Below are 24229 nucleotides of genomic sequence, written 5' to 3'. Positions count from 1 at the left end.
CGGCCGCAAACGACGGGAAAAGCGTCAGAGCAGTTCGTCGCGCGAGATGCCGCGCCGCTTGACGGTGCGCCGCAACTGGCTCAGCGCCTCGAGCTGGATCTGGCGCACCCGCTCGCGCGTGAGCGACAGGCGTGCGGCCAGCTCCTCCAGCGTCATCACCTCGCATTCGTCGAGGCCGTAGCGGTGGCGAATCACCAGGCGCTGCTTCTCGTTGAGCATGCCGATCCACTCGCGGATCAGCTCCTCCACCTCGGCGTCCTGGATCGACACGTCGGGCGAGGTCGCCTGGTCATCGGCCAGCGACTCCCCGATCGACAGCGTCGGATCGATATCCAGCGGCGCATCGAGCGAGGCCGTGTGCTCGCTCAAGGACAGGATCGCACGCACCTCGTCGACGGACTTGTCCAGCATCGTCGCCACCTGCTCCAGCGTGAACTCGCCGTTCCCCGCCGCCTCCAGGCTGCGCTGGGCGCGCAACACCTGATTGAGCTCCTTCACCACGTGGACCGGTAGCCGGATCGTGCGCGACTGATTCATGATCGCCCGCTCGATGTTCTGGCGTATCCACCAGGTCGCGTAGGTCGAGAAGCGGAACCCGCGCTCGGGATCGAACTTCTCCAGCGCATGCATCAAGCCGAGATTGCCCTCCTCGACCAGGTCGAGCAGGGGAATGCCGCGATTGAGGTAATGTTTGGCGATGTTGACGACCAGGCGCAGATTGCGCTCGATCATCGTCTGGCGGGCCTGAAAATCTCCCACTCTCACGCGGCGCGCCAGCGCCGCCTCCTCTTCCGCGGTCAGCAGCGGATTCGCGCCGATCTCGTTGAGGTAGATCTGGGTGACGTCGCTGAGAAACTCGTTCTCGAAAACCGGCGCGGCCCGCTCGACAAAAACCTCCACCTCGAGGGGCAGATCCGGTTCCTGACTCTCTACATCGTCATGACTTGCCGGATCGTACATAGCCTCCTCGTCAGCGTGCAGGCAAATACTTCAGCGGATCTACCGGACGGCCCTGTTTGCGGATCTCGAAATGCACCTTGGGACGATCCGTATCGGTGCTCCCGAGCTCTGCGATCTTCTGGCCTTTCGACACCGAATCGCCTTCCTTCACCAGCAGCTGCTGATTATGCGCATAGGCTGTCAGGTAATTGGCATCGTGCTTGATGATGACCAGTTTTCCGTAGCCACGCAAGCCGCTTCCGGAGTACACCACCTTTCCGCCCGCCGACGCCACCACCGGGTCACCCGGCTTGCCGGCGATATCGACACCCTTGTTCGTCCCCTCGTCGAAGGTCTCGACCACCTGACCCGCGGCCGGCCACAGCCACGAGGTATTGCCCGGCGCCTTGTCCGGCTCCGGTGCGGCAGGGGCCGGGGCGGCAGGCACGCTCGCCCCCGCCCGCGGATTCAGCGAGGCCCACGCCTCGTCGCTATAAGGCTGCTTGCCTCCGCGGGGTTCCTGCTTGAACCCACCGGCGGCCGGCGGCGTAGTTTCGCCCGGCGGCTTGACCGGCTGGATGTCCACCGGCTGCGCGATCGCGATCGGCTGTGCCACGGCACCGGTCGTCGCACCTCCCGCCACTGCCGCGCCAGCCGGTCCGGCGCCTACCCTCAGCGCCTGCCCGACATGGATCTGGTTCGGGTCAGCGAGGCCATTCCAGCCGACCAGATCCTTCACCGTGACTCCGTACTGCCGCGCGATCCCCAACAAGGTGTCCCCGGGACGAACCACGTGAGTCGGGACCTCCGTTTTCGACACCGTTGCTGCACCCGAGACGGGTTCGGCAGCCGGCGGCGGTGTGCCGTCCCTGACAGGGGCAGGCCGCGGGGCTGCGCATCCCACCAGCACCGCGACGACGCCGCACAGCGTCAACCAGCGGCACATATGACCAAGCTTCACTGAATCACTCATTCCGTACCAGTCAATAATGGGACGAACCGCACAGCTTCGAGGCGGCTCTCCCGGAAAACATTCCCCTGCCGCTCGATCATCACGAGCCTCTGGTCCGCACCACCGACCGGCAGCATCAGCCGCCCGCCCGGAGCAAGCTGCTCCTTGAGGGACGCGGGCACACTCGCTGCAGCAGCCGCGACGATAATCGTGTCATACGGAGCGGCCTCGGGCAAACCCATCGTGCCATCGGCACATTTCAACCGCACATTGGGCAGGCGCAACGGCCGGAGATTTTCACGGGCGACATCGAGCAGCGGACGGATCCGCTCCACCGCATAGACTTCCGTGGCAACAAAGGACAACACCGCCGCCTGGTAGCCACAACCCGCTCCGACCTCCAGAGTCCGCCCGAGTTCGCGGCCGGCCCGCAACGCCTCGATCATCTTCGCCACCACGAACGGTTGCGAAATCGTCTGCTGATAGCCGATAGGCAGGGCCGTGTCGTCGTATGCGCTGTACGCGAGCCCCTCTTCGACGAACGCATGCCGCGGCACCTGCATCATCGCCGCGAGCACCTTGTCGTCCCGGATGCCCTGAGCGCGCAGGCGCTCCACCATGCGAGCCCGCGCACGCGCCGCGGCCTGCACGGCATCGGGTCGGCGCAGGCTCATCGTGCCAGCCATTCGGAGACGCCAGGCATGAGGTTGTAGTGCGTCAGATCGATCTGCAGGGGCGTGATGGAGACAAAACCTTCCGCCACGGCGTGGAAATCCGTTCCCTCGCCGGCATCGGCCGCCTGACCGGCCGCCCCGACCCAATATACCGTCTCGTTGCGCGGCGTCACGCTGCGGATCACCGGCTCGGCCTTGTGGCGCTTGCCCAGCCGCGTGATCTTCTGCCCGCGCAATTCCTCGTACGGCCGATCCGGAACATTCACGTTCAGTAGCACGGGCTGGCGGAACGGTTCGCGCAGGAAGCGTTCCGCCAGATCGCGCGCCACGCGCGCCGCGCCGGAAAAATCGCTCGCCTGCTTGCTCACCAGGGAAATCGCGATCGATGGCACGCCGAGCAGGTAGCCCTCCGTGGCCGCCGCGACGGTGCCGGAGTACACCGTGTCGTCGCCCATGTTGGCGCCGTGATTGACCCCCGACACGACCATGTCGGGCAGATGATCGAGCATTCCGGTCACGGCCAGATGCACGCAATCGGTAGGCGTCCCATTGACGAAATGGAAGCCGTTGGCCGCGCGGCGCAGCGACAAGGGACGATCGAGGGTCAGCGAGTTGCTCGCGCCGCTGCGGTCGCGCTCGGGCGCCACGACGGTCACGTCCCCCACCTCGGCGAGCGCCGCTGCCAGGGCGGCGATGCCGGGAGCAAAATAACCGTCGTCGTTACTGACCAGAATGCGCATGTTATTTCCGTTCGGAGGGATACGAGCCACGATGCGAGGCCGGATGTATCGCAGAAGCGGCGAAACATCTTAGCACACCGGCGCACCCCCGCCCGGTCACCCGGCCAGTCCGACGGAGTGCAGAAAAACAAAAACCGGCCAGCGGCCGGTTCTTGTTTGAATTTATTGGTCGGGGCGGCGGGATTCGAACTCGCGACCCCTTGCACCCCATGCAAGTGCGCTACCAGGCTGCGCTACGCCCCGACACAAGCCGCCATTATAGCAGCGCTATCGGATATTGCCAGTCCTGAATCACGCTTTCAGCAACGCGAGCGTCGCAACGACCTCCGCTCGCACGCCGGCGAGCGTTTCGCGCAGCCGATCGGACTCTTCCGCCTCCTCCTGCTCGTGGATGGCGGACTCGCCGAGCTTGTTGCGCGCACCGGAGATCGTGAAGCCTTCGTCGTACAGCAGTTCGCGGATGCGGCGCACCAGCAGCACTTCATGATGCTGGTAGTAGCGCCGGTTGCCGCGCCGCTTCACCGGTTTGAGCTGGGTGAACTCCTGCTCCCAGTACCGCAGCACATGGGGTTTCACCGCGCACAGCTCGCTTACCTCACCGATCGTGAAGTAGCGCTTGGCCGGAATCGGCGGCAGAGGCCCGGAGGCCTCGTTATGGCTGCTTGCCTGCATCGCTCAGCTGCTCCACGGCTGCCTTCAGCTTCTGACTGGCATGGAAGGTGACAACGCGACGAGCGGTGATCGGAATTTCCTCGCCGGTCTTCGGGTTGCGCCCGGGCCGCTGCGGCTTGTCGCGCAGCTGGAAATTGCCGAACCCGGAGAGCTTCACGGATTCGCCCTTTTCCAGGGCCAGGCGAATCTCCTCGAAGAAACCTTCCACCATGTCCTTGGCTTCACGCTTGTTGAGGCCGACACGCTCGAACAGCATGTCGGCCAGCTCTGCTTTGGTCAGGGTCACGTTCATTATGGGACTATCCACGCAAGCGGGCGCCGAGCACAGTTTCTGCATGATGCACAATCGCCGTGACTGCGGCATCCACCTCTGCATCCTCAAGCGTGCGCTGAGTATCTTGCATCAACACCCTGAACGCAAGGCTCTTTTTCCCCGGATCGATGCCTTTGCCATGGTACACATCGAAGAGCTCGACGCCCTTCACGATGGCGGGCGCCGACTCGTTCAGCACCTCGATCACACGCGCCACGGGCAGTGCCTGCTCGACCACCAGAGCGAGGTCGCGGGTGACCGCGGGCTGGCGCGAGATCTCCGAGTAAGCCGGCAGATCGGCCCGCAGCGCCACATCCATGTCGAGCTCGAACACTACCGGAGCGGTACCGAGTTCGTAGCGCTGGACCCAGACCGGGTGAAGCTCGCCGACGACGCCGATACGACGCCCGTCCAGCAGCACCGCCGCGGCACGGCCGGGATGGAGCGCAGGTTCGGAAACCGGCTCGAACTTCAGGGTGCGCGGCGCAAAAAGCGCCTCCACGTCGCCCTTCACATCGTAGAAATCGACGTTGCGGGTCGGCGTCCCCCATTGCTCGGGCAGCGCAGGTCCGGCCGCGAGACCGGCGACACGCACGGGCTGATGGAAGCCGGCGACCGGCTCGCCGTCCGCCTTGCGTTCGAAACAGCGCCCGACCTCGAACACGCGCACGCGGTTCAGCTGGCGCTTGCGGTTCGCAACGAGGTTGCCCGTGAGTCCGGGAATCAGGCTGCTCCGCATCACGCTCATCTGACTGGCGATCGGGTTCGCGAGCCGGATCGGCGTCTCGTTCGAGCAGAAATCGCGCTCCCATGCCTCTTCGACGAACGCGTAGTTGACCACCTCCTGGTAGTCGCGACCGGCCAGCAGATGGCGGACGTCCCAGGCACTGCGGCCGGACTCGGAACGGTCCAGCATCGCCAGGCCACCCTGCGGCGGCAGCGCCGGGATGTTGTCGTAACCGTAGAGACGCGCGATCTCTTCGATCAGGTCCTCTTCGATCTCGATGTCGAACCGGAAGGACGGCGGCACGACGAGGAGGTCTTCGCCCTCGTGGCGCACGCCGAGATGCACGCCGTTGAGCAGTTTCGCGATCGCGGCATCGTCCGGGTCGATACCGAGCAGGCGGCGTGCGCGCGCCGGACGCAGGCGGACGGGCTTGCGCGCGGGCAGGTGCTCCTGCGCCACCGCCTCGACGACCGGACCGGCTGCGCCGCCGCAGATTTCGAGGATCAGCCGGGTCGCGCGCTCGATCGCGCCGGCCGCGAGTTCGAAGTCCACACCACGCTCGAAGCGGTGCGAGGCATCGGACACGAAGCCGTAGCTGCGCGCACGCCCCGCGATTGCGTCGGGCGCGAAGAACGCGCTCTCGAGGAACATGTCGGTCGTGTCGAGCGTGATCCCGCTGTCTTCGCCGCCCATGATGCCCGCGAGCGCCAGCGCACGCGTCTCGTCGGCGATCAGCAGGGTGTCGGTCGCCGGAGTGACGGTCTGCTCGTTGAGCAGCAGCACCTGCTCGCCCGCGCGCGGATAGCGCACGTGGATTGCACCGGACAGGCGCGCGTTGTCGAAGGCATGCAGAGGCTGGCCGAGTTCGAGCATCACGTAGTTCGTGACGTCGACGAGCGCACTGATCGAGCGCACGCCGCAACGCTGCAGGCGCTGCTTGATCCAGTCCGGCGTCGGCGCCTTCGCGTCGACACCGCGCACGACGCGCCCGCAGTAGCGCGGGCATGCGGCGGGAGCGTCGAGGACGATGGCGCGGCGGTCGTCGATGGTCGGCGGAACCGCCACGATTTCAGGCACGGAAAGCGGCTGCCCCGTCAGCGCCGCAACCTCGCGGCCGACCCCGAGGAGGCTCAGGCAGTCCGAGCGGTTGGGCGTGAGCTTGATCGTGAACAACGTGTCGTCGAGTGCGAGATACTGGCGCAGGTCCGTGCCGACGGGGGCATCCGCGGGAAGGTCCATCAGACCGGCATGGTCTTCCGAGAGCCCCAGTTCGCGGGCCGAACACAACATGCCGAAGGACTCGACACCACGCAGCTTGGCCGCCTTGATCTCGAAGCCGGGCAACTTTGCACCGACGACGGCGCAAGGCACCTTCATGCCGACCGCGGCGTTGGGTGCACCGCAGACGATCTGCAGCAGGTCGCCCTGCCCGGCGTCGACCTTGCACAGCTTCAGCTTGTCGGCATTGGGGTGCTTTTCCGCCTCGACGATCCGGGCGACGACGACACCGGTGAAGGGCGGCGCAACGGGTGCGGATTCTTCCACCTCGAGGCCGGCCATCGTCAGGAGATGTCCGAGCGCCTCGCTGTCGAGCGGAGGATTGACGAGGCTCCGCAGCCACTGTTCCGAGAATTGCATGATTCGATTACCTGAATTGGCTCAAGAAGCGCAGATCGCCTTCGAAGAACAGGCGCAGATCGTTGACGCCATAACGCAGCATGGTGAGGCGGTCCGGCCCCATGCCGAAGGCGAAACCGGTATAGCGTTCGGGGTCGATGCCGCCAAAGCGCAGGACGTTCGGATGCACCATGCCGCAACCGGCGATCTCGAGCCAGCGTCCCTTGAGCGCGCCGCTCATGAAGGCGACGTCGATCTCGGCGCTGGGCTCGGTGAAGGGGAAGAACGAGGGACGGAAGCGCACCTGCAGGTCTTCGGTTTCGAAGAACTTGCGCAGGAAGTCGGCGATCACGCCCTTGAGATCGGCAAAGCTGACATTCTCGCCGACCCACAGGCCCTCGACCTGGTGGAACATCGGCGAATGCGTCGCGTCCGAATCGACGCGGTACACGCGGCCCGGCGCAATGATGCGCAGCTCGGGCATTTGCTCGCGCCCGGCATGGCGGGCGGCATGGTCCAGCATCGCACGCACCTGCACCGGGCTGGTGTGCGTGCGCAGGAGTACCTCGTCGTTGCCCTCGAGGTAGAAGGTGTCGTGCATCGAACGCGCCGGATGGTTTTCCGGCGTATTGAGCGCAGTGAAGTTGTGCCAGTCGGTCTCGATTTCAGGGCCGTCAGCGACGACGAAGCCGATCGAACGGAACAGCAGTTCGATGCGCTCGAGTGTGCGACTCACCGGATGCAGACCGCCGGCCGAGGTACCGCGGCCGGGCAGCGTGACGTCAAGCGCCTCCGCCGCGAGCTGGGCGAGCAGAACGGCTTCGCGCAAGGCATTGCGGCGGGCTTCGAGCGCCGCCTCGATCGCGTCCTTGGCGCGGTTGATCTCGGCGCCGGCCGCACGGCGCTCCTCGGGCGCGAGCTTGCCGAGCCCTTTGAGCCGCTCGGTGAGCACGCCCGTCTTGCCGAGAAAGCGCGCCTTCGCCTGTTCGAGCTGGACGCCGTCCGCTGCCGCGGCGAACTCGGTCGCGGCCTGTTGAACGAGTTGATCGAGCTTATCCATTTGCTTGCCGTGGAAAATTCAGGAAAAAAAAAGGAGGCCAGGCCTCCTTTTTTCGTGCTGCGTTCGATTACGCAGCGAGTTTGGCCCGGGCCTGGTCTGCGAGCGCCGCAAAAGCGGGCTTGTCGAACACGGCCAGGTCGGCCAGCACCTTGCGATCCACTTCGATCGCGGCCTTCTTCAGGCCGTTCATGAAGGTGCTGTAGGTCAGACCCACTTCACGCGCAGCGGCGTTGATACGGGCGATCCACAGGGCACGGAACTGGCGCTTGCGCTGACGACGGTCGCGGTAGGCGTACTGACCGGCCTTCATCACCGCCTGTTTGGCGATGCGGTATACGTTCTTGCGGCGGCCGCGGTAACCCTTGGCCTGATCGAGAACTTTCTTGTGACGCGCGCGGGCGGTTACACCACGTTTAACTCGGGGCATGGCGGTCTCCTATCAAGCGTAAGGCAGCATGGCGCGGATCAGCTTCTCGTCGGCGGCGTGGACTTCCGTCATGCCGCGCAGCTGGCGCTTGCTCTTGGTGGTCTTCTTGGTAAGGATGTGGCGCTTGAACGCCTGGGACCGCTTGATCCCGCCGCTCGAGCGGACCTTGAACCGCTTGGCGGCTCCGCTCTTCGTCTTCATCTTCGGCATTGCTAACTCCAGGTTTATGAATGACGTCAGGTAGCGTCGCCATGCGGCGCGTTTTCAACCCGACACCACTTGTTTTCCGGCGGCCAACGTCCACCGGGGTTTGCCTCCCGCCCGAAAGCGGAAAGCAGATTCTCCGTCGCGCTCAGCGATTCTTGCGAATCGGCGCAATCACCATGACCATCTGACGCCCTTCCATCTTGGGCATCTGCTCGACCTGGCCCAACTCCTCCAGATCGGCCTTGACCCGCTCGAGCTGACGCAGGCCGAATTCCTGGTGCGCCATCTCCCGACCACGGAAACGCAGCGTCACCTTGCACTTGTCACCTTCCTCAAGGAAGCGCTTCAGATTGCGCAGCTTGATCTGGTAGTCGTTCTCGTCAGTCGCCGGGCGCAGCTTCACTTCCTTGACCTGCACCTGCTTCTGCTTGAGCTTGGCTTCGTGGGCCTTCTTCTGCTCCTGATACTTGAACTTGCCGAAATCCATCACCCGGCAGACCGGGGGCTGCGCCATCGGCGCAATTTCGACAAGATCCAGCCCGGCTTCTTCCGCCGCCTCGAGGGCCGTTCTCAGGGAGACAATACCGATGGGCTCGCCGTCTTCACCGACCAGACGAACTTCGGGCGCGCTGATCTCCTCATTGACGCGCTGCTTTTTTTCTTGAGCGATGGTTCAGTTCTCCACGAATGCCAAAAATCAAATCGAGGCCGACCGCGCTTCAACTTCGCGCTGCCAACGCTCGATCAGGGTATCGAGGGTCATCTGGCCAAGATCCTGGCCCCCTCGGGCACGCACGGCAACTAGGCCTGCCGCCTTTTCCTTCTCGCCGATGACGATCTGGTAAGGCAGCTTGTGCACGCTATGTTCGCGGATTTTATAGGTAATCTTTTCGTTACGCAAATCCGCCTCGACCCGGAAACCCGCCTGTTTCAAGCGTTTTGTAACTTCCGTCGCGTATTCCGACTGACCTTCCGAGATATTCAGCACCACGGCCTGCACCGGCGCGAGCCATAGCGGCAGCGCGCCCGCGAAGTGCTCGATGAGGATGCCGATGAAGCGCTCGAGCGATCCGAGGATCGCGCGATGCAGCATCACGGGGAATTTCTTTGCATTATCCTCGGCGACATATTCGGCACCGAGGCGCACCGGCAGGTTGAAGTCGAGCTGCAGGGTGCCGCACTGCCAGACCCGGCCGAGGCAGTCCTTGAGCGAGAATTCGATCTTCGGGCCGTAGAACGCCCCCTCGCCCGGCTGCAACTCGTACGCCAGCCCCTGCGCGTCGAGCGCGGCGGCCAGCGCAGCCTCCGCCGCATCCCATTGCGCATCGGTACCGACGCGCTTGTCGGGACGCGTCGACAGCTTGATCAGGATGTCGTTGAAACCGAAATCGGCATACACCTTCTGGAGCAGTCGGATGAAGGCGGCCGATTCGGCCTGCACCTGATCCTCGGCACAGAAGATGTGTGCGTCGTCCTGCACGAAGTTGCGCACGCGCATGATGCCGTGCAGCGAGCCGGAGGGCTCGTTGCGGTGACAGGAGCCGAACTCGGCCATGCGCAGCGGCAGGTCGCGGTAGCTCTTCAGACCCTGATTGAAGATCTGGATGTGACACGGACAGTTCATCGGCTTGACGGCGTAGTCGTGCTTCTCCGACTGCGTCGTGAACATCAGATCGGAATACATGCCCCAGTGACCCGATTTCTCCCACAGCGAGCGATCGACGATCTGCGGCGTCTTCACTTCCTGGTAGCCGTTGTCGAGGATGGTGCGGCGCATGTACTGCTCGACCTGCTGCCACAGCGTCCAGCCGTTGGCGTGCCAGAACACCATGCCCGGCGCCTCTTCCTGCAGGTGGAAGAGGTCGAGCAGGCGGCCGAGCTTGCGGTGATCGCGCTTCTCGGCTTCCTCGAGCATGTGGAGGTAGCTCTCGAGATCTTCCTTCTTCGCCCAGGCCGTGCCATACACGCGCTGCAGCATCTCGTTCTTCGAGTCGCCGCGCCAGTAAGCGCCGGCGAGCTTGGTCAGCTTGAACACCTTGAGCTTGCCCGTCGAAGGGACGTGCGGGCCGCGGCACAGGTCGATGAAATCACCCTGACGATAGAGCGAGACGTCCTCGCCCTGCGGGATCGAGGCGATGATCTCGGCCTTGTAGTTCTCGCCCTGCGACTTGAAGAATTCGACCGCCTTGTCGCGCGACCAGACTTCGCGCGCGACGGGAATCTCGCGCTTGGCGAGCTCGGCCATGCGCTTTTCGATGCTCTCGAGATCTTCGGGCGTAAAGGGGCGCTTGTACGAGAAGTCGTAGTAGAAGCCGTTCTCGATCACCGGACCGATCGTGACCTGGGCATCCGGGAAAAGCTCCTTCACCGCATGCGCCAGCAAGTGGGCGGTCGAGTGCCGGATGATGTCCACGCCCTCGTCGCTCTTGTCGGTGACGATCGCAAGCGATGCATCGCTTTCGATGCGATGCGAGAGATCGACGAGCTTGCCGTCGACCTTGCCGGCGAGCGACGCTTTCGCGAGACCCGCACCGATCGATGCCGCGACGTCGAGCACGGTCACCGGATGGTCGAAGCTGCGTACGGAACCGTCGGGGAGCGTGATGTTCGGCATGATCTCGAAGCCTCTGGCAAGGATGATGAAAAACGTGGACGAAAAAAAAGCGCGGACGGGCCGCACTTTTTTCCTGGAGCACTACAGCGGAGCCCGACTTTTCAGTTTCCGGCTTCAGTAGTAGTTCGGAAGATCATCTTCCTGCTCCATACGTTGGTAGGCGCGATTGGACTCGAACCAACGACCCCCACCATGTCAAGGTGGTGCTCTAACCAGCTGAGCTACGCGCCTGCTAAGAGCTGCGCATTATAGGCATCACTTTCGAGGTGCGCAACACCCTTTTCAAAATTTCTTCAAAAATCCTCCGAGTGTCCCAAACGGGAAACGTCCGCCTCAATGGCTGGTGCCTTCCTCGCGCGAGATCTTGTTCCACACGTTGTACTTGCCGACCGGTTTTTTCATCGGCAGGCGCTTTACTTCCTCGAGCGTCCTGGCGTCGTAGACGATCAGCGCACCGTCCATCTCCCACAGGCTCGCGAGCGCATAGCGGCCGTCGCGCGTGAACTCGATGTGCGCTAGGGTCTGGCCCGGCGCGGCCTTGAGTTCCTTGACGATCTCCAGGGTCTGTTTGTCGATGACCTGCAGCGTATTCTTGGCCTCGCGGCTCATCATCGAGTCGACGAAGGCGTAGCGGCTGTTCTCGTGGCTGCGCAGGAAGAAGCCGGGGCCGCGCGTGGGGATGCGCTTGACGACGCTCCAGTCCTTGAGGTCGATGACCGTGACTTCGGCGGCCTTGAGGTTGGTGCTCGCCATGACGCGCCGGCCCTGCCAGTCCCAAGAGATGCCGGAACCGAGATGGGGCATGCCGTCGAGCGCGAGATCGGCGATCTTGCGACGCACGTCGAGGTGCACGACCTGCCCTACGCCTTCGCGCGAGGCGCCGAGGACGGTGGAGTAGTCCTGCGTAAAGAAGAAGTCGTCGAGCGGATCGGCGAGCGTGGTGCGGCGCGGATTGAGGTAACCGGGAACGAAAGCGCCTTCGCGGTACTTGAAGTCGTGGACGAAACCGGTAGGGATGTCCTCGACGTGGCGGTCGTAGCTGATCTCCCAGATCTCGGGCACGTCCTTCAAAGCGGCGACGAAGCTGTTGCGTGGCGTGGCCTCATAGACCGCCGACACGCGCGAACTCGTCTTGCCGTCGCGATCGGTAACCGGGATGGATTTCAGCAGGTTGAGTTCGCCGTCGAGCAGCACCAACGTGTGTGGCAGGTAGTTGGCGACGGCAACGTGCTTGCCGTCGGGCGACACGGCGACGTTGCGCGTATTGATGCCGGCGCGGATCTCGGTGACGACCTTGAGGTTCCACAGGTCGTACTTGGTGATCCAGCCATCGCGCGAAGCGAAGAATACGAAGCGGCCATCGGCCGTGAACTTCGGCCCGCCGTGCAGGGCATGGCGGCTCTGGAAGCGATGGATGCGCTCGAGTTTATCGCCGTCGAGCACCGAGACGTGGTGGTCGCCGGTTTCAACGACTAGGAAGAGGTTCATCGGGTCGGCGTCGAACACCGGCTTCGCGGATAGCGTCGTGGGATCGACGTGAGCGATACGCGAAGCCCGGATGTCCGACTCGCTCCAGCTTGGTGCGGGGACGACGGGCGTGTAGATCCACGAGACGAGCGAAGCGATCTGTTCCTCGGTAATCAAGGCGCCGAACGGCAGCATTTGGGTCGCAGTACGACCGTCGCGGATCACCGTTGCGGCCTCCTCCTTGCGCAGGCGCGCGAGGTTCTCGGGCAGCAGTGCGGGACCGGTTGCACCGAGGCGATCGGGGCCATGGCATGCGGCGCAGTGCTGCTGGTAGATCGCTGCGGAGCCGTCTGCACCCTTCGAATCGGCCGCATGCAGCGCGAGGGCGGCACCGACGAGGAAGCCGGAAAGAACCAGGACGCGCCGGACGGGCGACGGCAGGGTGTGCGTGGATTTCATGGAAGCCTCGGATCAGGCGGTGCGCCGACGGGAAACGAAGGGCGTGGTGACGACGCGTTCGCCGACGACTTCGCCGGCCTGCAGACCGATTTCGTCGTCACTGAGGTAGCAGCCGGGATCCTCGGCCCACGGATCGCCGGTGATCTGCTGCGCACGCACGCGCGAGCTGCCGTTGCAGATGTCGAGATGGTGGCAGGCGCCGCAGCGCCCGGACAACGCGCGCGGGTGCTGCTTGAGTCCGGCCATCAGCGGATTGGACAGATCGCTCCAGATCTCGGAGAACTTGCGCTCGCGGACGTTGCCGAGCGGCACGTGCCACCACATCGTGTCGGGATGGACCACGCCGAGATTGTCGATGTTGGCGACGTTCACGCCGCTGGCGTTGCCGCCCCATTGCACGAGCTTGCCGCGGATGTGGTCGACATGGTCGGGGAAGCGCCGCGCGATCCAATGCAGCAGGTAAACGCCGTCGGCATCGTTGTTGCCGGTGACGAAGTCCTTCTCGATACCACGACGGTGCAGGTCGAGGCAGGTTTCGAAGAGCAGGTCCATCGCGTCGCGCGTGGTGTGGTGGCGTGCGTCGTCGGCGCGGTGCTTGTTGCCGCGGCCGGCGTAGTTGAGGTGCGAGAAATAGAACTTGTCGATGCCCTCGTCCTCGACGAGGCGCAGCAGCGCCGGCAGGTCGTGGGCGTTGTCCTCGGTCATGGTGTAGCGCACGCCGACCTTGATGCCACGCGCGAGGCACAGGCGGATGCCGGCCATCGAGGCCTCGAAGGCGCCGTCGAGGCGGCGGAACTTGTCGTGGGTGGCGCCGATGCCGTCGAGGCTGACGCCAACGTAGTCGAAGCCGGTGTCGTCGATCGCGTCGATATTGGCGTCGTTGATCAGCGTGCCGTTGCTGGACAGGCCGACATAGAAGCCCATTTCCTTCGCACGCCGGCCGATCTCGAAGATGTCGGGGCGGAGCAGCGGTTCGCCGCCGGACAGGATCAGCACCGGCACACGGAACGCCTTGAGGTCGTCCATCACCCGGAATACGTCAGTGGTCGACAATTCGCCGGGGAAGTCCTTGTCGGCGGAAATCGAATAGCAGTGCTTGCAGGTGAGATTGCAGCGACGGATCAGGTTCCAGATGACGACCGGGCCGGGGGGATTGCGGCGCGCGGCGACGGGCGTCGGGTGGTCGAGTTCGCGGATGAAGTGCGAGATGCGGAACATGGATTGCCTCCAAGGCTCCGGCCATTAGAGCGCGGACGTGCTGACGAAAAAATGACGGCCATCAAGCGGGCTGAATCGGCCCACCGGGGTTACTCCTGCCCGGCGATGCGCAGACCGGTCTTCTTCAGGATCGCGGAAGAGAACAGCACGTCGCGGGCGCGACAGGCGCACGGGAAGCGCACCTCGAGCCGTGCGGCGATGTCCTCGAGCTGATCGCGCACGGCATCATGGCTGCGACCATGCACCATCGCGAACAGGTTGTACGGCCAGTCCGGCAGGCGGCGAGGGCGGCGATAGCAGTGCGTGACGGCGGCGAGCGCGCCAAGCCATTCGCCTACCGCGTCGATCGCCTCGTCATCGATGTCCCACACGCTCATGCCATTGGCCGTATAGCCGATCGCGTAGTGGTTCGGTACCGCCCCGATGCGACGGATCACACCCCGTTCGAGCATGGATCGGATGCGTGCGAGCAGCTCCTGGGGAGGGATGCCCAGTTCGTCGGCGACCGCGCCCCACGGGTCTGAAACCAGCGGCAGCCCCCCTTGGGTCGCGACGATGATGCGGCGTTCGAGGTCGTCGGGAGCCACGTCCGTCATGCCTCCAGCTTCATTTCGACGAAGTACTCGCGTTCCTTGGGAAAGAGGAACACGGGCAGCCCCGTTGCAGATTCGATGCGTCGGGCGCACTCGGCGATGCCGTCGGGACGCTCGGTCGCGAGCACGAACCACATGTTGAGGGCGTGCTCGCGCCGGTAATTGTGGGCGACTTCGGCGAAGGCGTTAACCTGCGCGGTAACGTCTTCGAAGGCATCGCCGGGAACGCTCATCGCAGCCAGGCAGAAAGCGCCGCCGATGCGTTCGATCTGGAACATCGGCCCGAAGCGGGTCAGCACGCGAGCGTCGAGCAGGCGCTGCAGGCGCACGAGAACCTCGTCCTCCGCGAGCCCCTGCCGCACACCGACCTCGGCAAAGGGCCGGCGGGAAAGCGGAAAGTCGCCCTGCAACGCGTTGATCAGCGCACGATCGATGTCATCGAGCGCAACGGGACCGTCGGTTGGTGTGCGAAGACCGCTCATGCGTCCGCATCCGTCAGGTAACAGGCGCCCTGCTGCTTGAAGCGACGGCAGCTGAAGAGCACCTCGTGCGCCCAGCGGTCCAGGCCGAGGCGACCGGCGATGTCATCACGGGTCGCGCTCACTGCTTCGCGCGAGCGTCCGTGAATCATGCAGAAGAGGTTGTAGCGCCACCCTGGCAGCGCGCGGCGACGGCGATAGCACAGGGTGACCGCGGGCTCGGCTGCGAGCAGGCGACCGAGCCGGCTGACCTCCTCGTCCGGAACATCCCATACGCACATCGCGTTGGCGCGAAAACCCAGTTCGTGATGCCGCACGACGATGCCGAAGCGCTTGACGATACCGTCGGCGAGCCAGCGTTCGATGAGCTCGAAGACCATCCCCTCGCTGATCCCGGCCTTGCGCCCCAACGCGTCGAAAGGACGCGATTCGAGCGGCAGCCCTTCCTGCAGCGCACGCATCAGGGCGCGCTCCAGCCCGGGCAGCGCACAGGCCTCCTCGGCGGGGGGCTGTGCCGGCGCGACCGACTCCTGGCGTGCCGCACGCGCGGCGCCGCCGCCGGCCAGATCGAAGCCGAGATCGATGTGGAACTCCTCTTCCAGCGGCAGCACGATCACCGGGCAGCCGGTGTCGTGCTCGATGCCGGCGACGATCTCGCGCAGCCGTCCCGGTGACGCCGCGGTGACCACGAACCAGAGGTTGTAGGCGTGTTCGCGCTGATAGTTGTGATTGACCTCGGCGACGCCGCTCACGCGTGCGGCAATCTCCTCAAGGCGCTCCGCGGGCGCGGCAAGGGCCGCAAGGGCGCTCGCGCCGATGCGCCGCGGCGCGAACACGGCGCCGACGCGGCTGACGACGCCCGAAGCCTGCCAGGCCCGCAGCGCATCGAGCGCCTCGTCCTCGCCGAGACCGCATTCCGCCGCGATCGCGGCGAACGGCCGCGAGACGAGCGGAAATGCGCGCTGGTATTCGTTGAGGAGACGGAAAGTGCCCGAGCCGGCCGCGGCGCCGGGAACTCCCGCGGCGGCAAGATCCACGATGCGCGCGCCGTGACAGCTCATCTCAGAACCCCGTGCGGAACGCGCGGCTGGTGAAGAAGATGCCGCTCGGGCTCGCGGCGGGCAACTCCGCCAGCTTGCGGCGAGTGGCGGTGTCGTATATCGCGACCTTGTTGTCGTCCCGCGCCGAGATCCACACCGCCTCGCCCTTGGGCGTGAATTCCAGATGCAGGATCGCCCGGCCGGGCTGGAAGGTGTCGACGAGACGATTCGTGAAGGTGTCGATGACCTGCATCCAGCCGTTGTCCGGGAAGGCGAAATTCACCCACACCTCGCGCCCGTCCGGCCGCGCCATCACGAACACGGGCTGGCTCTTGACCGGGATGCGCGCGACCTCCTTCCAGCTCCCGAGTTCAACGACGAGCACCTCGTGGCGACCGATCGCCGGCAGGTAGGCGCGTCCGGCAGCCACCGCCCAGCCCCGCAGGTGGGGCATCTTGTAGACGGGCAAGGCCTGCTCGCCGCGGCCATAGCCGGGCAGGATGGCACGCACGCCCTGCGCCGGCTGCCACAGGTCGAGCATCGACAGGCCGTCCTCACCGAAGAGTCCGGCGATGTAGTAGCGGCCGTCGGGCGTCACGAGCGCATCGTAGGGCTGCTTGCCGGCGGGATAGCGTTCGGTTTTCGGGTTCTTCGGATCCGACAGGTCGGTGACGCGGATCTCGTTCGCATCGAACAGCGAATAGATGAACCGGTTCCCCGGCAGATCCGCGAGCCCGACGACCTTCGAGCGCTTGCCCTCGGTGCCGTAATCGGCCGGTACGTCGGCGACGAGCTCCAGCGTAGCGGCGTCGAAGGCCTTGATGCCGCCCGGCTCGTAGTTCTGCGCCACCACCAGGCGGCCGTCCTGCGACACCGCCCCGCCGATCGAATTGCCCGCCTGCACGACGCGTCCGGCAATCGTGGCGGTCAGCAGGTCCACCTTGGTGAGCCCGCCATCACGTCCGAAAACATACGCGTAACGGCCGTCACGCGAGAAGACCACCGACGCGTGCGACAGGTCGCCGAGACCCGACACCTGCGCAAGCGACTTGCGGCCGGAGGTCTCGATCACCTGCACCTGCCCCGTCGCGCGCTCGATCACCACTCCGAGGTCACCGGTGCCGCGCAGCGTCGGCTGCGGCGTCGCACACGCAGAAAGGAGCAGGACCGGGACGATCCACCACATGTATTTCACGATCAGGTGCAGCATTTGATCCTCATCTCATATCGAGCCGCACGGACTACGAAAACCCCGCTCAGCGCGAGGCGCCGGGATCTGGCGGAAATCCTTCGGCAAGCCGATCCACGATCCATGCGGCCTCATCTTCCGCGACGATGCCGCGGAACGGCGGCATCGGCGTGCCGGGGCGACCGCCCAGGATCGTCGCGACGAGACTCTCGCGTGGCTTGTCGCGCAGGGCCGGGGCCGTCAGCGCGGGCCCCAATCCGCCCTGCAGGGTCAGACCGTGGCAGGAACCGCAATCCTGGCGCACCAGATGCACCAGTTCGCGGATGCGCTGGGGCTGCAACTGCGGGGACGCCTCCTGCGCGGCAGCCGGCAATCCCGCCGCCATTGCGACAAGTGCCAGGAAAACCGTCCGATACGTCCCATGCGCCACGCCGCCACCCCCCAGTATTGAATCGCCCGCCCCGTCACGCACCGCGACGCATGCACGATGCCCGAATCCGCGACGGCGCGACAAGTATCAAGCGCATAGCATTCTGCGCTCCTTGATATCGGTTAATTTCCCCGGCGATGAGTAGGGATACAGTGTCGGCGCGAATCAGCTGATTGCCACACAAGAACCAGCCGCGCTGGTACGTCCGCGCGGCGTCCTGGAGAGCCATCCATGAGCATGCACAATCGCGTCGCCGACCTCAGGCAGTGCAGCGCGGGCGACGCATCGCGCCCGACCGGCAAAGTGTATCTGGTGGGAGCCGGCCCGGGCGACCCGGACTTGCTCACACTCAAGGCGGCACGCCTGATCGGCAGCGCCAAGGTGGTCGTGTACGACCACCTCGTCGGCGACGGCGTCCTCGCACTGGTCGGCCGCAATGCCCGCATGATCTATGTCGGCAAGGAGGCCGGCAATCATTCGCTGCCTCAGGATCAGATCAACGGACTGCTGGTCGAGCTCGCGCGTGCCGGCCTCGACGTGGTGCGGCTCAAGGGCGGCGACCCCTTCATGTTCGGGCGCGGCGGCGAGGAGATGGAAGAACTGCTCGATCACGGCGTCTCGTGCGAAGTCGTGCCCGGCATCACGGCGGCCTGCGGCATCTCCGCCTGTACCGGCATGCCGCTCACGCATCGCGATCACGCCCGGTCGGTGATCTTCACCACCGGCCATCTCAAGGACGGCACGGTGAACCTCGACTGGCCTGCCCTGGCGCGGCCAAACCAGACGGTCGTGATCTACATGGGTCTCGGCGCGCTCGACATCATCTGCCGCGAACTCATCGCCCACAGCCTGCCCGGCGACACGCCCGCCGCCGTCGTACATGCCGGCACCACGGAACGGCAGGTCGTCCTCACGGACCGGCTCGACCGGCTCGCAGCATCGGTCAACCGCGCCCGGCTCAAGTCGCCGGCGCTGATCATGATCGGATCGGTGGTCTCGCTGCACGGCCTTCTGGTGCAGGTGCCGCGGCACGAGGAGCTCGCGCTCACCGCCTGACCGGTGTCCGCAGCGATTCCGTCATAAACGTATTGATTAAGACCCCAATTTGATCGAGGTTAAGGATTTGGCGTCGGAGGAGGATCAGTCTGTGCTTCTGCAAGGCTTCACCACACGACATCTTTCAGAAGGGAGATCGCAATGAGTAAGCAAGGTAAATGGCTGTCCGGCGCAATCGTCATCGCCAGCCTGCCTCTGGCCATCGCGCAGGCTTTCGCAGAGGAGCCCAAGCACGTTGGCGAGGCTGAAGCGAAGTATCAGGCCGGCGGCTCGCCGCTCGCCGATGTGGATTTGTACAAGGACACCAACCCCGACGCTCCCAAGATCAGCAAGGCCGAATTCGACAAGGCCCGCAACATCTACTTCCAGCGCTGTGCCGGCTGTCACGGCGTGCTGCGCAAGGGCGCGACCGGCAAGCCGCTCACCCCGGACATCACACTGGCGCGCGGCACCGAATACCTCAAGGTCTTCATCAAGTACGGCTCGCCGGCGGGCATGCCCAACTGGGGCACCTCGGGCGAACTCACCGACGATGAAGTGGACCTCATGGCCCGCTACATCCAGCAGACGGCCCCCACGCCGCCCGAATTCGGCATGGCGGAAATGAAGCAGACGTGGAAGGTCATCGTCCCGCCGGCGCAGCGGCCGACGAAGAAGATGAACAACTACAACATCGCCAACGTCTTCTCGACCACGCTGCGCGACAGCGGTGAAGTCGCCCTCATCGACGGCGACACGAAGAAGATCATCAACATCGTCAAGACCGGCTATGCGGTGCATATCTCCCGCATCTCGGCTTCGGGGCGCTATCTCTTCGTGATCGGCCGCGACGCACGCGTCAACATGATCGACATGTGGATGGAAAAACCCGACAACGTTGCCGAAATCCGCATCGGTCTCGAAGCGCGTTCTGTCGACACGTCCAAATTCAAGGGCTACGAGGACAAGCTGGCGATCGCCGGCGCCTACTGGCCGCCGCAGTTCGTGATCATGAACGGCGACACGCTCGAGCCGCTCAAGATCGTGTCGACCCGGGGCCTCACCGTGGACACGCAGGAATACCACCCCGAGCCGCGCGTGGCCTCGATCGTCGCCTCGCACTTCAAGCCCGAGTTCGTCGTGAACGTCAAGGAAACGGGCAAGACGCTGATGGTCGACTACTCCGACATCACCAACCTGAAGATGACCGAGATCGGCTCCGCGCGCTTCCTGCACGACGGCGGCTGGGACCTGTCGAAGCGCTACTTCATGGTGGCCGCGAACCAGTCCAACAAGATCGCCGCGATCGACGCCAAGGAAGGCAAGCTCGCGGGCATGGTTGAAGTGGGCAAGATCCCGCACCCCGGTCGCGGCGCCAACTTCGTCCATCCGAAGTACGGCCCGGTGTGGGCGACCGGCCATCTCGGCGACGAAACGATCGCACTCGTCGGCACCGACCCGAAGGGCCACAAGCAGTATGCGTGGAAGCTCGTCGAGAACCTCAAGAGCCAAGGCGGCGGTTCGCTGTTCATCAAGACGCACCCGAAGTCGAATCACCTGTACGTGGATAACCCGCTGCATCCGGAGGCCAAGGTCAGCCAATCGGTCGCCGTGTATGACCTGAAGAACCTGCAGGCCGGCTACAAGGTCCTGCCGATCGGCGAATGGGCCGGCCTCAAGGACGACGGCGCCAAGCGCGTCGTGCAGCCGGAGTACAACAAGGACGGCAACGAGGTGTGGTTCTCGGTATGGTCGGCGAAGGACAAGGAATCGGCGATCGTCGTCGTCGATGACAAGACCCTGCAGCTGAAGACCGTGATCAAGGATCCCAAACTGATCACGCCGACTGGCCACTTCAACGTGTACAACACGCAGCACGACGTGTACTGATCGCGCGGGGCGGCCCGTCCGCCCCCGTGCCGCAACGCCTACGGCCAGCCTTGCGCTGGCCTTTTCATTTGCTGCGGAAGGCTATTTTCTGAGGCGCGTGACGATGAACAGGATCACGATCGCGCCAACGACCGAGCCGACGAAGCCGGCGGGCTGGCCCGGGCGATATAGGCCGAAAAATTGTCCGCCATAGCCCGCCAGCATCGCGCCGGCGATGCCGAGCAGCGTCGTCATGATGATGCCCAGTCCATCCTTTCCCGGATGCAGCAGGCGGGCGAGCAAGCCGACGACAAAGCCGATGACGATGGTAGCGATCAGGGACACCGGAAATGCCTCCCTACGGTTTAGGCCCCGTCCAGGCGGCGAGGAACTCCTTCCAATGCGGCGCGTCGATGCGCGCAAGCGACTGGCGCACCACGTCCAGCTCGGCCTCATAGGCCGCCGTATCGAGCTGGCCGCGCATGCGCTGGAAGCCAAGATACACGAGGTAGGTATTCACGACATCGGTCTCGCAGTAGTCGCGAATCTCCGCGATCCGCCCCTCCTGCCAGGCGGGCCACACCGCCGAGCCGTCCATTCCGAGCTTGCCCGGAAAGCCCATCAGCTTGGCAAGCTCATCCAGCGGCGCATTCGCGCGCGGCTGGTACATCGCCAGCAGATCCATCAGGTCGAGATGGCGGCTGTGATAACGGCCGATATAGTTGTTCCACTTGAAGTCGCGCGAGTCGTGATAATCGCCCTCGCCCTGGTCCCAGTAACGCGGCGCCGACACGCCGTGCCGCAGGCCGCGGTAGTGCAGCACCGGCAGATCGAAGCCGCCGCCATTCCACGATACGATCTGCGGCGTATAGCGCTCGATGCCGTCGAAGAAGCGCTGGATGATCTCGCCCTCGCCGCTATCCGGCTCAGACAGGGAAAACACGCGGAACTGGTTCGCGTCGCGCAGCGCACAGGAAATCGTCACGACACGCTGCAGGTGATGCTGCAGGAAATCGCTCCCGCCCGCGGCACGGCGCTGCTGGAACGCGAATTCGGCGACCTCGTAGTCGCTCAGGTCCGCCGGCAGGCCATTGAGCACGCGGATGCCGGCGACGTCCGGAATGGTTTCGATATCGAATACGAGGACCGGCACTGCGCGTCTCCAGAAAGATCGTCAGCCGGGAAAGACGCCCGTCGACAAATAACGGTCACCACGATCGCAGACGATCGAAACGATCACGGCATTCTCCAGCTGCGCGGCAAGGCGCACCGCCACGTGCATCGCCCCGCCCGACGAGATGCCCGCGAAAATGCCCTCTTCGCGGGCAAGCCGCCGTGTCATGTCCTCGGCATCGGCCTGGCTCACGTACTCCAGCGCATCGACGCGCGGCTTCTCGTAGATGCGCGGCATATAGGCCTCCGGCCACTTGCGGATGCCGGGAATCTGCGAACCCTCCTCGGGCTGGCAACCGATGATGCGGATCGCCGGATTCTTTTCCTTGAGGAAGTGCGAGCAGCCCATGATCGTGCCCGTCGTTCCCATGCTGCTTACGAAATGGGTGATGCGGCCGCCCGTCTGCTCCCAGATCTCCGGTCCGGTCGCCTCGTAATGCGCGAGCGGATTGTCCGGGTTGGCGAACTGATCGAGGATGATGCCTCGGCCCTCGTCGCGCATGCGTTCGGCGACGTCGCGCGCCATCTCCATGCCGCCTTCGCGCGGTGTCAGTACCAGCTCCGCGCCGAAAGCGCGCATCGTCTGACGCCGCTCCACGCTCTGGTTCTCCGGCATGACCAGGATCATGCGATAACCGCGGATCGCCGCAGCCATTGCGAGCGCGATGCCGGTGTTGCCGCTCGTCGCCTCGATCAGCGTATCGCCCGGGCGGATGTCGCCGCGCTGCTCCGCATGCACGATCATCGACAAGGCGGGGCGGTCTTTCACCGACCCGGCAGGGTTATTGCCTTCGAGCTTGGCGAGGATCACGTTGTTGCGCCCCGCCCCGATGCGCTGCAGGCGCACCAGCGGAGTCTGACCCACATAATCGTCGAGCGTCTTGAAATCCATCTTGCCTTGTTCCGGAATGATTGGTCCGCCCCGATCTTAAGCCGCCGCCCCCCGAATCGATAACCCGCGCCGCGGTATAAGCTTATAGCGCCGACGGTACCCGGCGCCCGCGAATCAGCGCCGACCGATCCCGTGATACTCCAGACCGGCACGCCTCATCGTCACCGGTTCATACATGTTGCGACCGTCGAACACCACCGGATGACGCAGCAGTTCGCGGATGCGCTCGAAGTCGGGGCTGCGGAACTCCTTCCACTCCGTGACGATCACCAGTGCGTCAGCCCCTTCGAGCGCCGCCATCGGGCGATCGACGTAACGCAGCCGCGCCTCGCCGCCAAAGATGCGGCGCGCCTCGTCCATCGCCACCGGATCGTAGGCCGACACAGTCGCTCCGCGACGGAAGAGCTCCCCGATCACCACGCGGCTCGGTGCATCGCGCATGTCGTCCGTGTTGGGCTTGAATGCGAGCCCCCACAGGCCGAAATGCATTCCCGAGAGATCCGGCCCGAAGCGCGCGACGATCTTATCCACCAGCCGCAGCTTTTGCCCCTCGTTGGCCTGCTCGACCGAGTTCAGGATCAGCAGGTCATGCCCATGCTCGCGTCCGGAGCTGACCAACGCCTTGACGTCCTTCGGGAAGCAGGAGCCGCCATAGCCGCAGCCCGCGTAGAGAAAGTGCCAGCCGATGCGCGGATCCGAACCGATGCCCTGGCGCACCAGCTCGATGTCCGCACCGAGCGCCTCAGCGAGGTTCGCCAGCTCGTTCATGAAGCTGATGCGGGTCGCGAGCATCGCGTTCGCGGCATACTTGGTCAGCTCGGCGCTGCGCACGTCCATAACCAGGAGCTTTTCGTGGTTGCGCTGGAACGGCCCATAGAGCTCGCGCATCAGCAGGATCGCGCGCTCGTCTTCGGCACCGACGATGATGCGGTCCGGGCGCATGAAGTCCTCGACCGCAGCCCCTTCCTTCAGGAATTCCGGGTTCGACACCACGCTGAAGGGCAGGTCGGCCCCTCTCGCCTTCAGCTCCGCCGCGATCGCCTCGCGAACCTTGTCGCCGGTGCCGACCGGAACAGTCGACTTGTCGACCACCACGCGATAACCGTCCATGTGGCGACCGATGTTCCGCGCCGCAGCCAGCACGTACTGCAGGTCTGCCGATCCATCCTCGTCCGGCGGGGTGCCGACCGCGATGAACTGTATTGCACCGAATTTTGCGGCGTATTCCACGTCGGTCGTAAACGAAAGACGTCCGGCTGCGACGTTGCGCCGGACGATCTCCTGCAGTCCCGGCTCGTGGATCGGGATCCCGCCCTCCTCGAGGATACGGATCTTCGCCGGATCGACGTCCAGACACAGCACATCGTTGCCCACGTCGGCAAGGCAGGCGCCGCTGACGAGGCCCACGTAACCGGTACCGACCACGGTGATCTTCATGAATCT

Annotated in this window: 25 protein-coding genes and 2 tRNA genes; 2 read left to right on the top strand and 25 right to left on the bottom strand. The window is 64.7% G+C overall.

Annotated features, from left to right (window positions below):
• Window positions 1-24: 24 nt before the first annotated feature.
• From rpoS to BW991_RS11560, 21 genes are all read right to left on the bottom strand, one after another.
• Window positions 25-960 carry an RNA polymerase sigma factor RpoS gene (gene rpoS / locus BW991_RS11660; protein WP_076602268.1) on the bottom strand — a complete coding sequence of 312 codons (936 nt, stop codon included), beginning with the start codon at window positions 958-960 and terminating at the stop codon, window positions 25-27.
• Window positions 961-970: 10 nt separating this feature from the next.
• Window positions 971-1678 carry a murein hydrolase activator EnvC family protein gene (locus BW991_RS11655; RefSeq protein ID WP_425290211.1) on the bottom strand — a complete coding sequence of 236 codons (708 nt, stop codon included), beginning with the start codon at window positions 1676-1678 and terminating at the stop codon, window positions 971-973.
• Window positions 1679-1908: 230 nt separating this feature from the next.
• Window positions 1909-2565: a protein-L-isoaspartate(D-aspartate) O-methyltransferase gene (locus BW991_RS11650; protein ID WP_076602299.1), complete on the bottom strand. Its 657-nt coding sequence runs from the start codon at window positions 2563-2565 to the stop codon at window positions 1909-1911.
• Window positions 2562-3305: a 5'/3'-nucleotidase SurE gene (surE, locus tag BW991_RS11645; RefSeq protein WP_076602266.1), complete on the bottom strand. Its 744-nt coding sequence runs from the start codon at window positions 3303-3305 to the stop codon at window positions 2562-2564. The genes BW991_RS11650 and surE overlap by 4 nt, the downstream gene beginning before the upstream one ends.
• A 166-nt stretch (window positions 3306-3471) precedes the next feature.
• Window positions 3472-3548: transfer RNA gene (locus tag BW991_RS11640), tRNA-Pro, on the bottom strand.
• A 48-nt stretch (window positions 3549-3596) separates the two neighbouring features.
• Window positions 3597-3977 carry a MerR family transcriptional regulator gene (locus tag BW991_RS11635; protein ID WP_076602265.1) on the bottom strand — a complete coding sequence of 127 codons (381 nt, stop codon included), beginning with the start codon at window positions 3975-3977 and terminating at the stop codon, window positions 3597-3599.
• Complete coding sequence (locus BW991_RS11630; RefSeq protein ID WP_076602264.1) at window positions 3958-4269, bottom strand: integration host factor subunit alpha; 312 nt, start codon at window positions 4267-4269, stop codon at window positions 3958-3960. The genes BW991_RS11635 and BW991_RS11630 overlap by 20 nt, the downstream gene beginning before the upstream one ends.
• A 7-nt stretch (window positions 4270-4276) precedes the next feature.
• Window positions 4277-6655, bottom strand: a complete 2379-nt coding sequence (gene pheT, locus BW991_RS11625) for a phenylalanine--tRNA ligase subunit beta (RefSeq protein ID WP_076602263.1) — start codon at window positions 6653-6655, stop codon at window positions 4277-4279.
• A 7-nt stretch (window positions 6656-6662) separates the two neighbouring features.
• Window positions 6663-7694 (bottom strand): phenylalanine--tRNA ligase subunit alpha, encoded by a 1032-nt coding sequence (pheS, locus tag BW991_RS11620; protein WP_076602262.1) that lies wholly within the window; start codon window positions 7692-7694, stop codon window positions 6663-6665.
• Window positions 7695-7761: 67 nt separating this feature from the next.
• Window positions 7762-8121, bottom strand: coding sequence for a 50S ribosomal protein L20 (gene rplT, locus BW991_RS11615; RefSeq protein WP_018988925.1), 360 nt, complete (start codon window positions 8119-8121; stop codon window positions 7762-7764).
• 12 nt (window positions 8122-8133) lie between these two features.
• Window positions 8134-8331, bottom strand: coding sequence for a 50S ribosomal protein L35 (gene rpmI, locus BW991_RS11610; protein WP_076602261.1), 198 nt, complete (start codon window positions 8329-8331; stop codon window positions 8134-8136).
• Window positions 8332-8473: 142 nt separating this feature from the next.
• Window positions 8474-8998 carry a translation initiation factor IF-3 gene (infC, locus tag BW991_RS11605; RefSeq protein ID WP_076602260.1) on the bottom strand — a complete coding sequence of 175 codons (525 nt, stop codon included), beginning with the start codon at window positions 8996-8998 and terminating at the stop codon, window positions 8474-8476.
• A 27-nt stretch (window positions 8999-9025) separates the two neighbouring features.
• Complete coding sequence (thrS, locus tag BW991_RS11600) at window positions 9026-10942, bottom strand: threonine--tRNA ligase (protein ID WP_076602298.1); 1917 nt, start codon at window positions 10940-10942, stop codon at window positions 9026-9028.
• Between the two features lie 154 nt (window positions 10943-11096).
• Window positions 11097-11173 (bottom strand) — tRNA-Val (locus BW991_RS11595).
• Between the two features lie 102 nt (window positions 11174-11275).
• Window positions 11276-12868: a cytochrome D1 domain-containing protein gene (locus BW991_RS11590; RefSeq protein ID WP_139335924.1), complete on the bottom strand. Its 1593-nt coding sequence runs from the start codon at window positions 12866-12868 to the stop codon at window positions 11276-11278.
• 12 nt (window positions 12869-12880) lie between these two features.
• Entirely contained in the window at window positions 12881-14086 is a 1206-nt protein-coding gene (nirJ, locus tag BW991_RS11585) for a heme d1 biosynthesis radical SAM protein NirJ (RefSeq protein ID WP_076602259.1), read from the bottom strand.
• 89 nt (window positions 14087-14175) lie between these two features.
• Complete coding sequence (gene ahbB, locus BW991_RS11580) at window positions 14176-14682, bottom strand: siroheme decarboxylase subunit beta (protein WP_076602258.1); 507 nt, start codon at window positions 14680-14682, stop codon at window positions 14176-14178.
• Window positions 14679-15161 carry an Lrp/AsnC family transcriptional regulator gene (locus BW991_RS11575; RefSeq protein WP_076602257.1) on the bottom strand — a complete coding sequence of 161 codons (483 nt, stop codon included), beginning with the start codon at window positions 15159-15161 and terminating at the stop codon, window positions 14679-14681. The genes ahbB (BW991_RS11580) and BW991_RS11575 overlap by 4 nt, the downstream gene beginning before the upstream one ends.
• Complete coding sequence (gene ahbB / locus BW991_RS11570; RefSeq protein WP_170879088.1) at window positions 15158-16219, bottom strand: siroheme decarboxylase subunit beta; 1062 nt, start codon at window positions 16217-16219, stop codon at window positions 15158-15160. The genes BW991_RS11575 and ahbB (BW991_RS11570) overlap by 4 nt, the downstream gene beginning before the upstream one ends.
• A 1-nt stretch (window position 16220) precedes the next feature.
• On the bottom strand, window positions 16221-17408 hold the full coding sequence (locus tag BW991_RS11565) for a cytochrome D1 domain-containing protein (protein ID WP_076602256.1): 1188 nt from the start codon (window positions 17406-17408) through the stop codon (window positions 16221-16223).
• 46 nt (window positions 17409-17454) lie between these two features.
• Window positions 17455-17772 (bottom strand): c-type cytochrome, encoded by a 318-nt coding sequence (locus tag BW991_RS11560; protein ID WP_076602255.1) that lies wholly within the window; start codon window positions 17770-17772, stop codon window positions 17455-17457.
• A gap of 282 nt (window positions 17773-18054) precedes the next feature.
• Here BW991_RS11560 and cobA point away from each other — a divergent pair, with 282 nt between their 5' ends.
• Together cobA and BW991_RS11550 are read left to right on the top strand one after the other, a co-directional pair.
• Complete coding sequence (gene cobA, locus BW991_RS11555) at window positions 18055-18873, top strand: uroporphyrinogen-III C-methyltransferase (RefSeq protein ID WP_244551677.1); 819 nt, start codon at window positions 18055-18057, stop codon at window positions 18871-18873.
• Window positions 18874-19014: 141 nt separating this feature from the next.
• Window positions 19015-20742 (top strand): nitrite reductase, encoded by a 1728-nt coding sequence (locus tag BW991_RS11550; protein ID WP_076602253.1) that lies wholly within the window; start codon window positions 19015-19017, stop codon window positions 20740-20742.
• An 81-nt stretch (window positions 20743-20823) separates the two neighbouring features.
• Here BW991_RS11550 and BW991_RS11545 read toward each other — a convergent pair whose 3' ends face one another.
• The 4 genes from BW991_RS11545 to BW991_RS11530 form a co-directional block, all read right to left on the bottom strand.
• The gene (locus tag BW991_RS11545) at window positions 20824-21066 is read right to left on the bottom strand and encodes a GlsB/YeaQ/YmgE family stress response membrane protein (RefSeq protein WP_076602252.1); all 243 of its coding nucleotides are present in this window, start codon (window positions 21064-21066) and stop codon (window positions 20824-20826) included.
• 13 nt (window positions 21067-21079) lie between these two features.
• Window positions 21080-21874, bottom strand: a complete 795-nt coding sequence (locus BW991_RS11540) for a 3'-5' exonuclease (RefSeq protein WP_076602251.1) — start codon at window positions 21872-21874, stop codon at window positions 21080-21082.
• A 21-nt stretch (window positions 21875-21895) separates the two neighbouring features.
• Entirely contained in the window at window positions 21896-22786 is an 891-nt protein-coding gene (gene cysM, locus BW991_RS11535) for a cysteine synthase CysM (protein WP_076602250.1), read from the bottom strand.
• A gap of 114 nt (window positions 22787-22900) precedes the next feature.
• Window positions 22901-24223: a UDP-glucose dehydrogenase family protein gene (locus tag BW991_RS11530; protein WP_076602249.1), complete on the bottom strand. Its 1323-nt coding sequence runs from the start codon at window positions 24221-24223 to the stop codon at window positions 22901-22903.
• Between the last annotated feature and the right edge of the window lie 6 nt (window positions 24224-24229).

Origin of the sequence: Aromatoleum tolulyticum, from assembly GCF_900156155.1 — a bacterium.
Taxonomy (GTDB): Bacteria; Pseudomonadota; Gammaproteobacteria; order Burkholderiales; family Rhodocyclaceae; genus Aromatoleum; species Aromatoleum tolulyticum.
The sequence above is the reverse complement of the archived record's forward strand: the minus strand, read 5'-3'. Positions and strand labels throughout refer to the sequence as shown.

What these genes read in the sequence shown, in the direction of transcription:
- rpmI (WP_076602261.1), bottom strand. Translation starts at nt 8,331, where the DNA reads ATGCCGAAGATGAAGACGAAGAGCGGAGCCGCCAAGCGGTTCAAGGTC.
- thrS (WP_076602298.1), bottom strand. Translation starts at nt 10,942, where the DNA reads ATGCCGAACATCACGCTCCCCGACGGTTCCGTACGCAGCTTCGACCAT.
- pheT (WP_076602263.1), bottom strand. Translation starts at nt 6,655, where the DNA reads ATGCAATTCTCGGAACAGTGGCTGCGGAGCCTCGTCAATCCTCCGCTC.
- rplT (WP_018988925.1), bottom strand. Translation starts at nt 8,121, where the DNA reads ATGCCCCGAGTTAAACGTGGTGTAACCGCCCGCGCGCGTCACAAGAAA.
- ahbB (WP_076602258.1), bottom strand. Translation starts at nt 14,682, where the DNA reads ATGACGGACGTGGCTCCCGACGACCTCGAACGCCGCATCATCGTCGCG.
- BW991_RS11650 (WP_076602299.1), bottom strand. Translation starts at nt 2,565, where the DNA reads ATGAGCCTGCGCCGACCCGATGCCGTGCAGGCCGCGGCGCGTGCGCGG.
- BW991_RS11575 (WP_076602257.1), bottom strand. Translation starts at nt 15,161, where the DNA reads ATGAGCGGTCTTCGCACACCAACCGACGGTCCCGTTGCGCTCGATGAC.
- nirJ (WP_076602259.1), bottom strand. Translation starts at nt 14,086, where the DNA reads ATGTTCCGCATCTCGCACTTCATCCGCGAACTCGACCACCCGACGCCC.
- BW991_RS11530 (WP_076602249.1), bottom strand. Translation starts at nt 24,223, where the DNA reads ATGAAGATCACCGTGGTCGGTACCGGTTACGTGGGCCTCGTCAGCGGC.
- BW991_RS11565 (WP_076602256.1), bottom strand. Translation starts at nt 17,408, where the DNA reads ATGCTGCACCTGATCGTGAAATACATGTGGTGGATCGTCCCGGTCCTG.
- BW991_RS11635 (WP_076602265.1), bottom strand. Translation starts at nt 3,977, where the DNA reads ATGCAGGCAAGCAGCCATAACGAGGCCTCCGGGCCTCTGCCGCCGATT.
- cysM (WP_076602250.1), bottom strand. Translation starts at nt 22,786, where the DNA reads ATGGATTTCAAGACGCTCGACGATTATGTGGGTCAGACTCCGCTGGTG.
- BW991_RS11550 (WP_076602253.1), top strand. Translation starts at nt 19,015, where the DNA reads ATGAGTAAGCAAGGTAAATGGCTGTCCGGCGCAATCGTCATCGCCAGC.
- BW991_RS11590 (WP_139335924.1), bottom strand. Translation starts at nt 12,868, where the DNA reads ATGAAATCCACGCACACCCTGCCGTCGCCCGTCCGGCGCGTCCTGGTT.
- cobA (WP_244551677.1), top strand. Translation starts at nt 18,055, where the DNA reads ATGCACAATCGCGTCGCCGACCTCAGGCAGTGCAGCGCGGGCGACGCA.
- pheS (WP_076602262.1), bottom strand. Translation starts at nt 7,694, where the DNA reads ATGGATAAGCTCGATCAACTCGTTCAACAGGCCGCGACCGAGTTCGCC.
- BW991_RS11630 (WP_076602264.1), bottom strand. Translation starts at nt 4,269, where the DNA reads ATGAACGTGACCCTGACCAAAGCAGAGCTGGCCGACATGCTGTTCGAG.
- BW991_RS11560 (WP_076602255.1), bottom strand. Translation starts at nt 17,772, where the DNA reads ATGGCGGCGGGATTGCCGGCTGCCGCGCAGGAGGCGTCCCCGCAGTTG.
- rpoS (WP_076602268.1), bottom strand. Translation starts at nt 960, where the DNA reads ATGTACGATCCGGCAAGTCATGACGATGTAGAGAGTCAGGAACCGGAT.
- surE (WP_076602266.1), bottom strand. Translation starts at nt 3,305, where the DNA reads ATGCGCATTCTGGTCAGTAACGACGACGGTTATTTTGCTCCCGGCATC.
- ahbB (WP_170879088.1), bottom strand. Translation starts at nt 16,219, where the DNA reads ATGAGCTGTCACGGCGCGCGCATCGTGGATCTTGCCGCCGCGGGAGTT.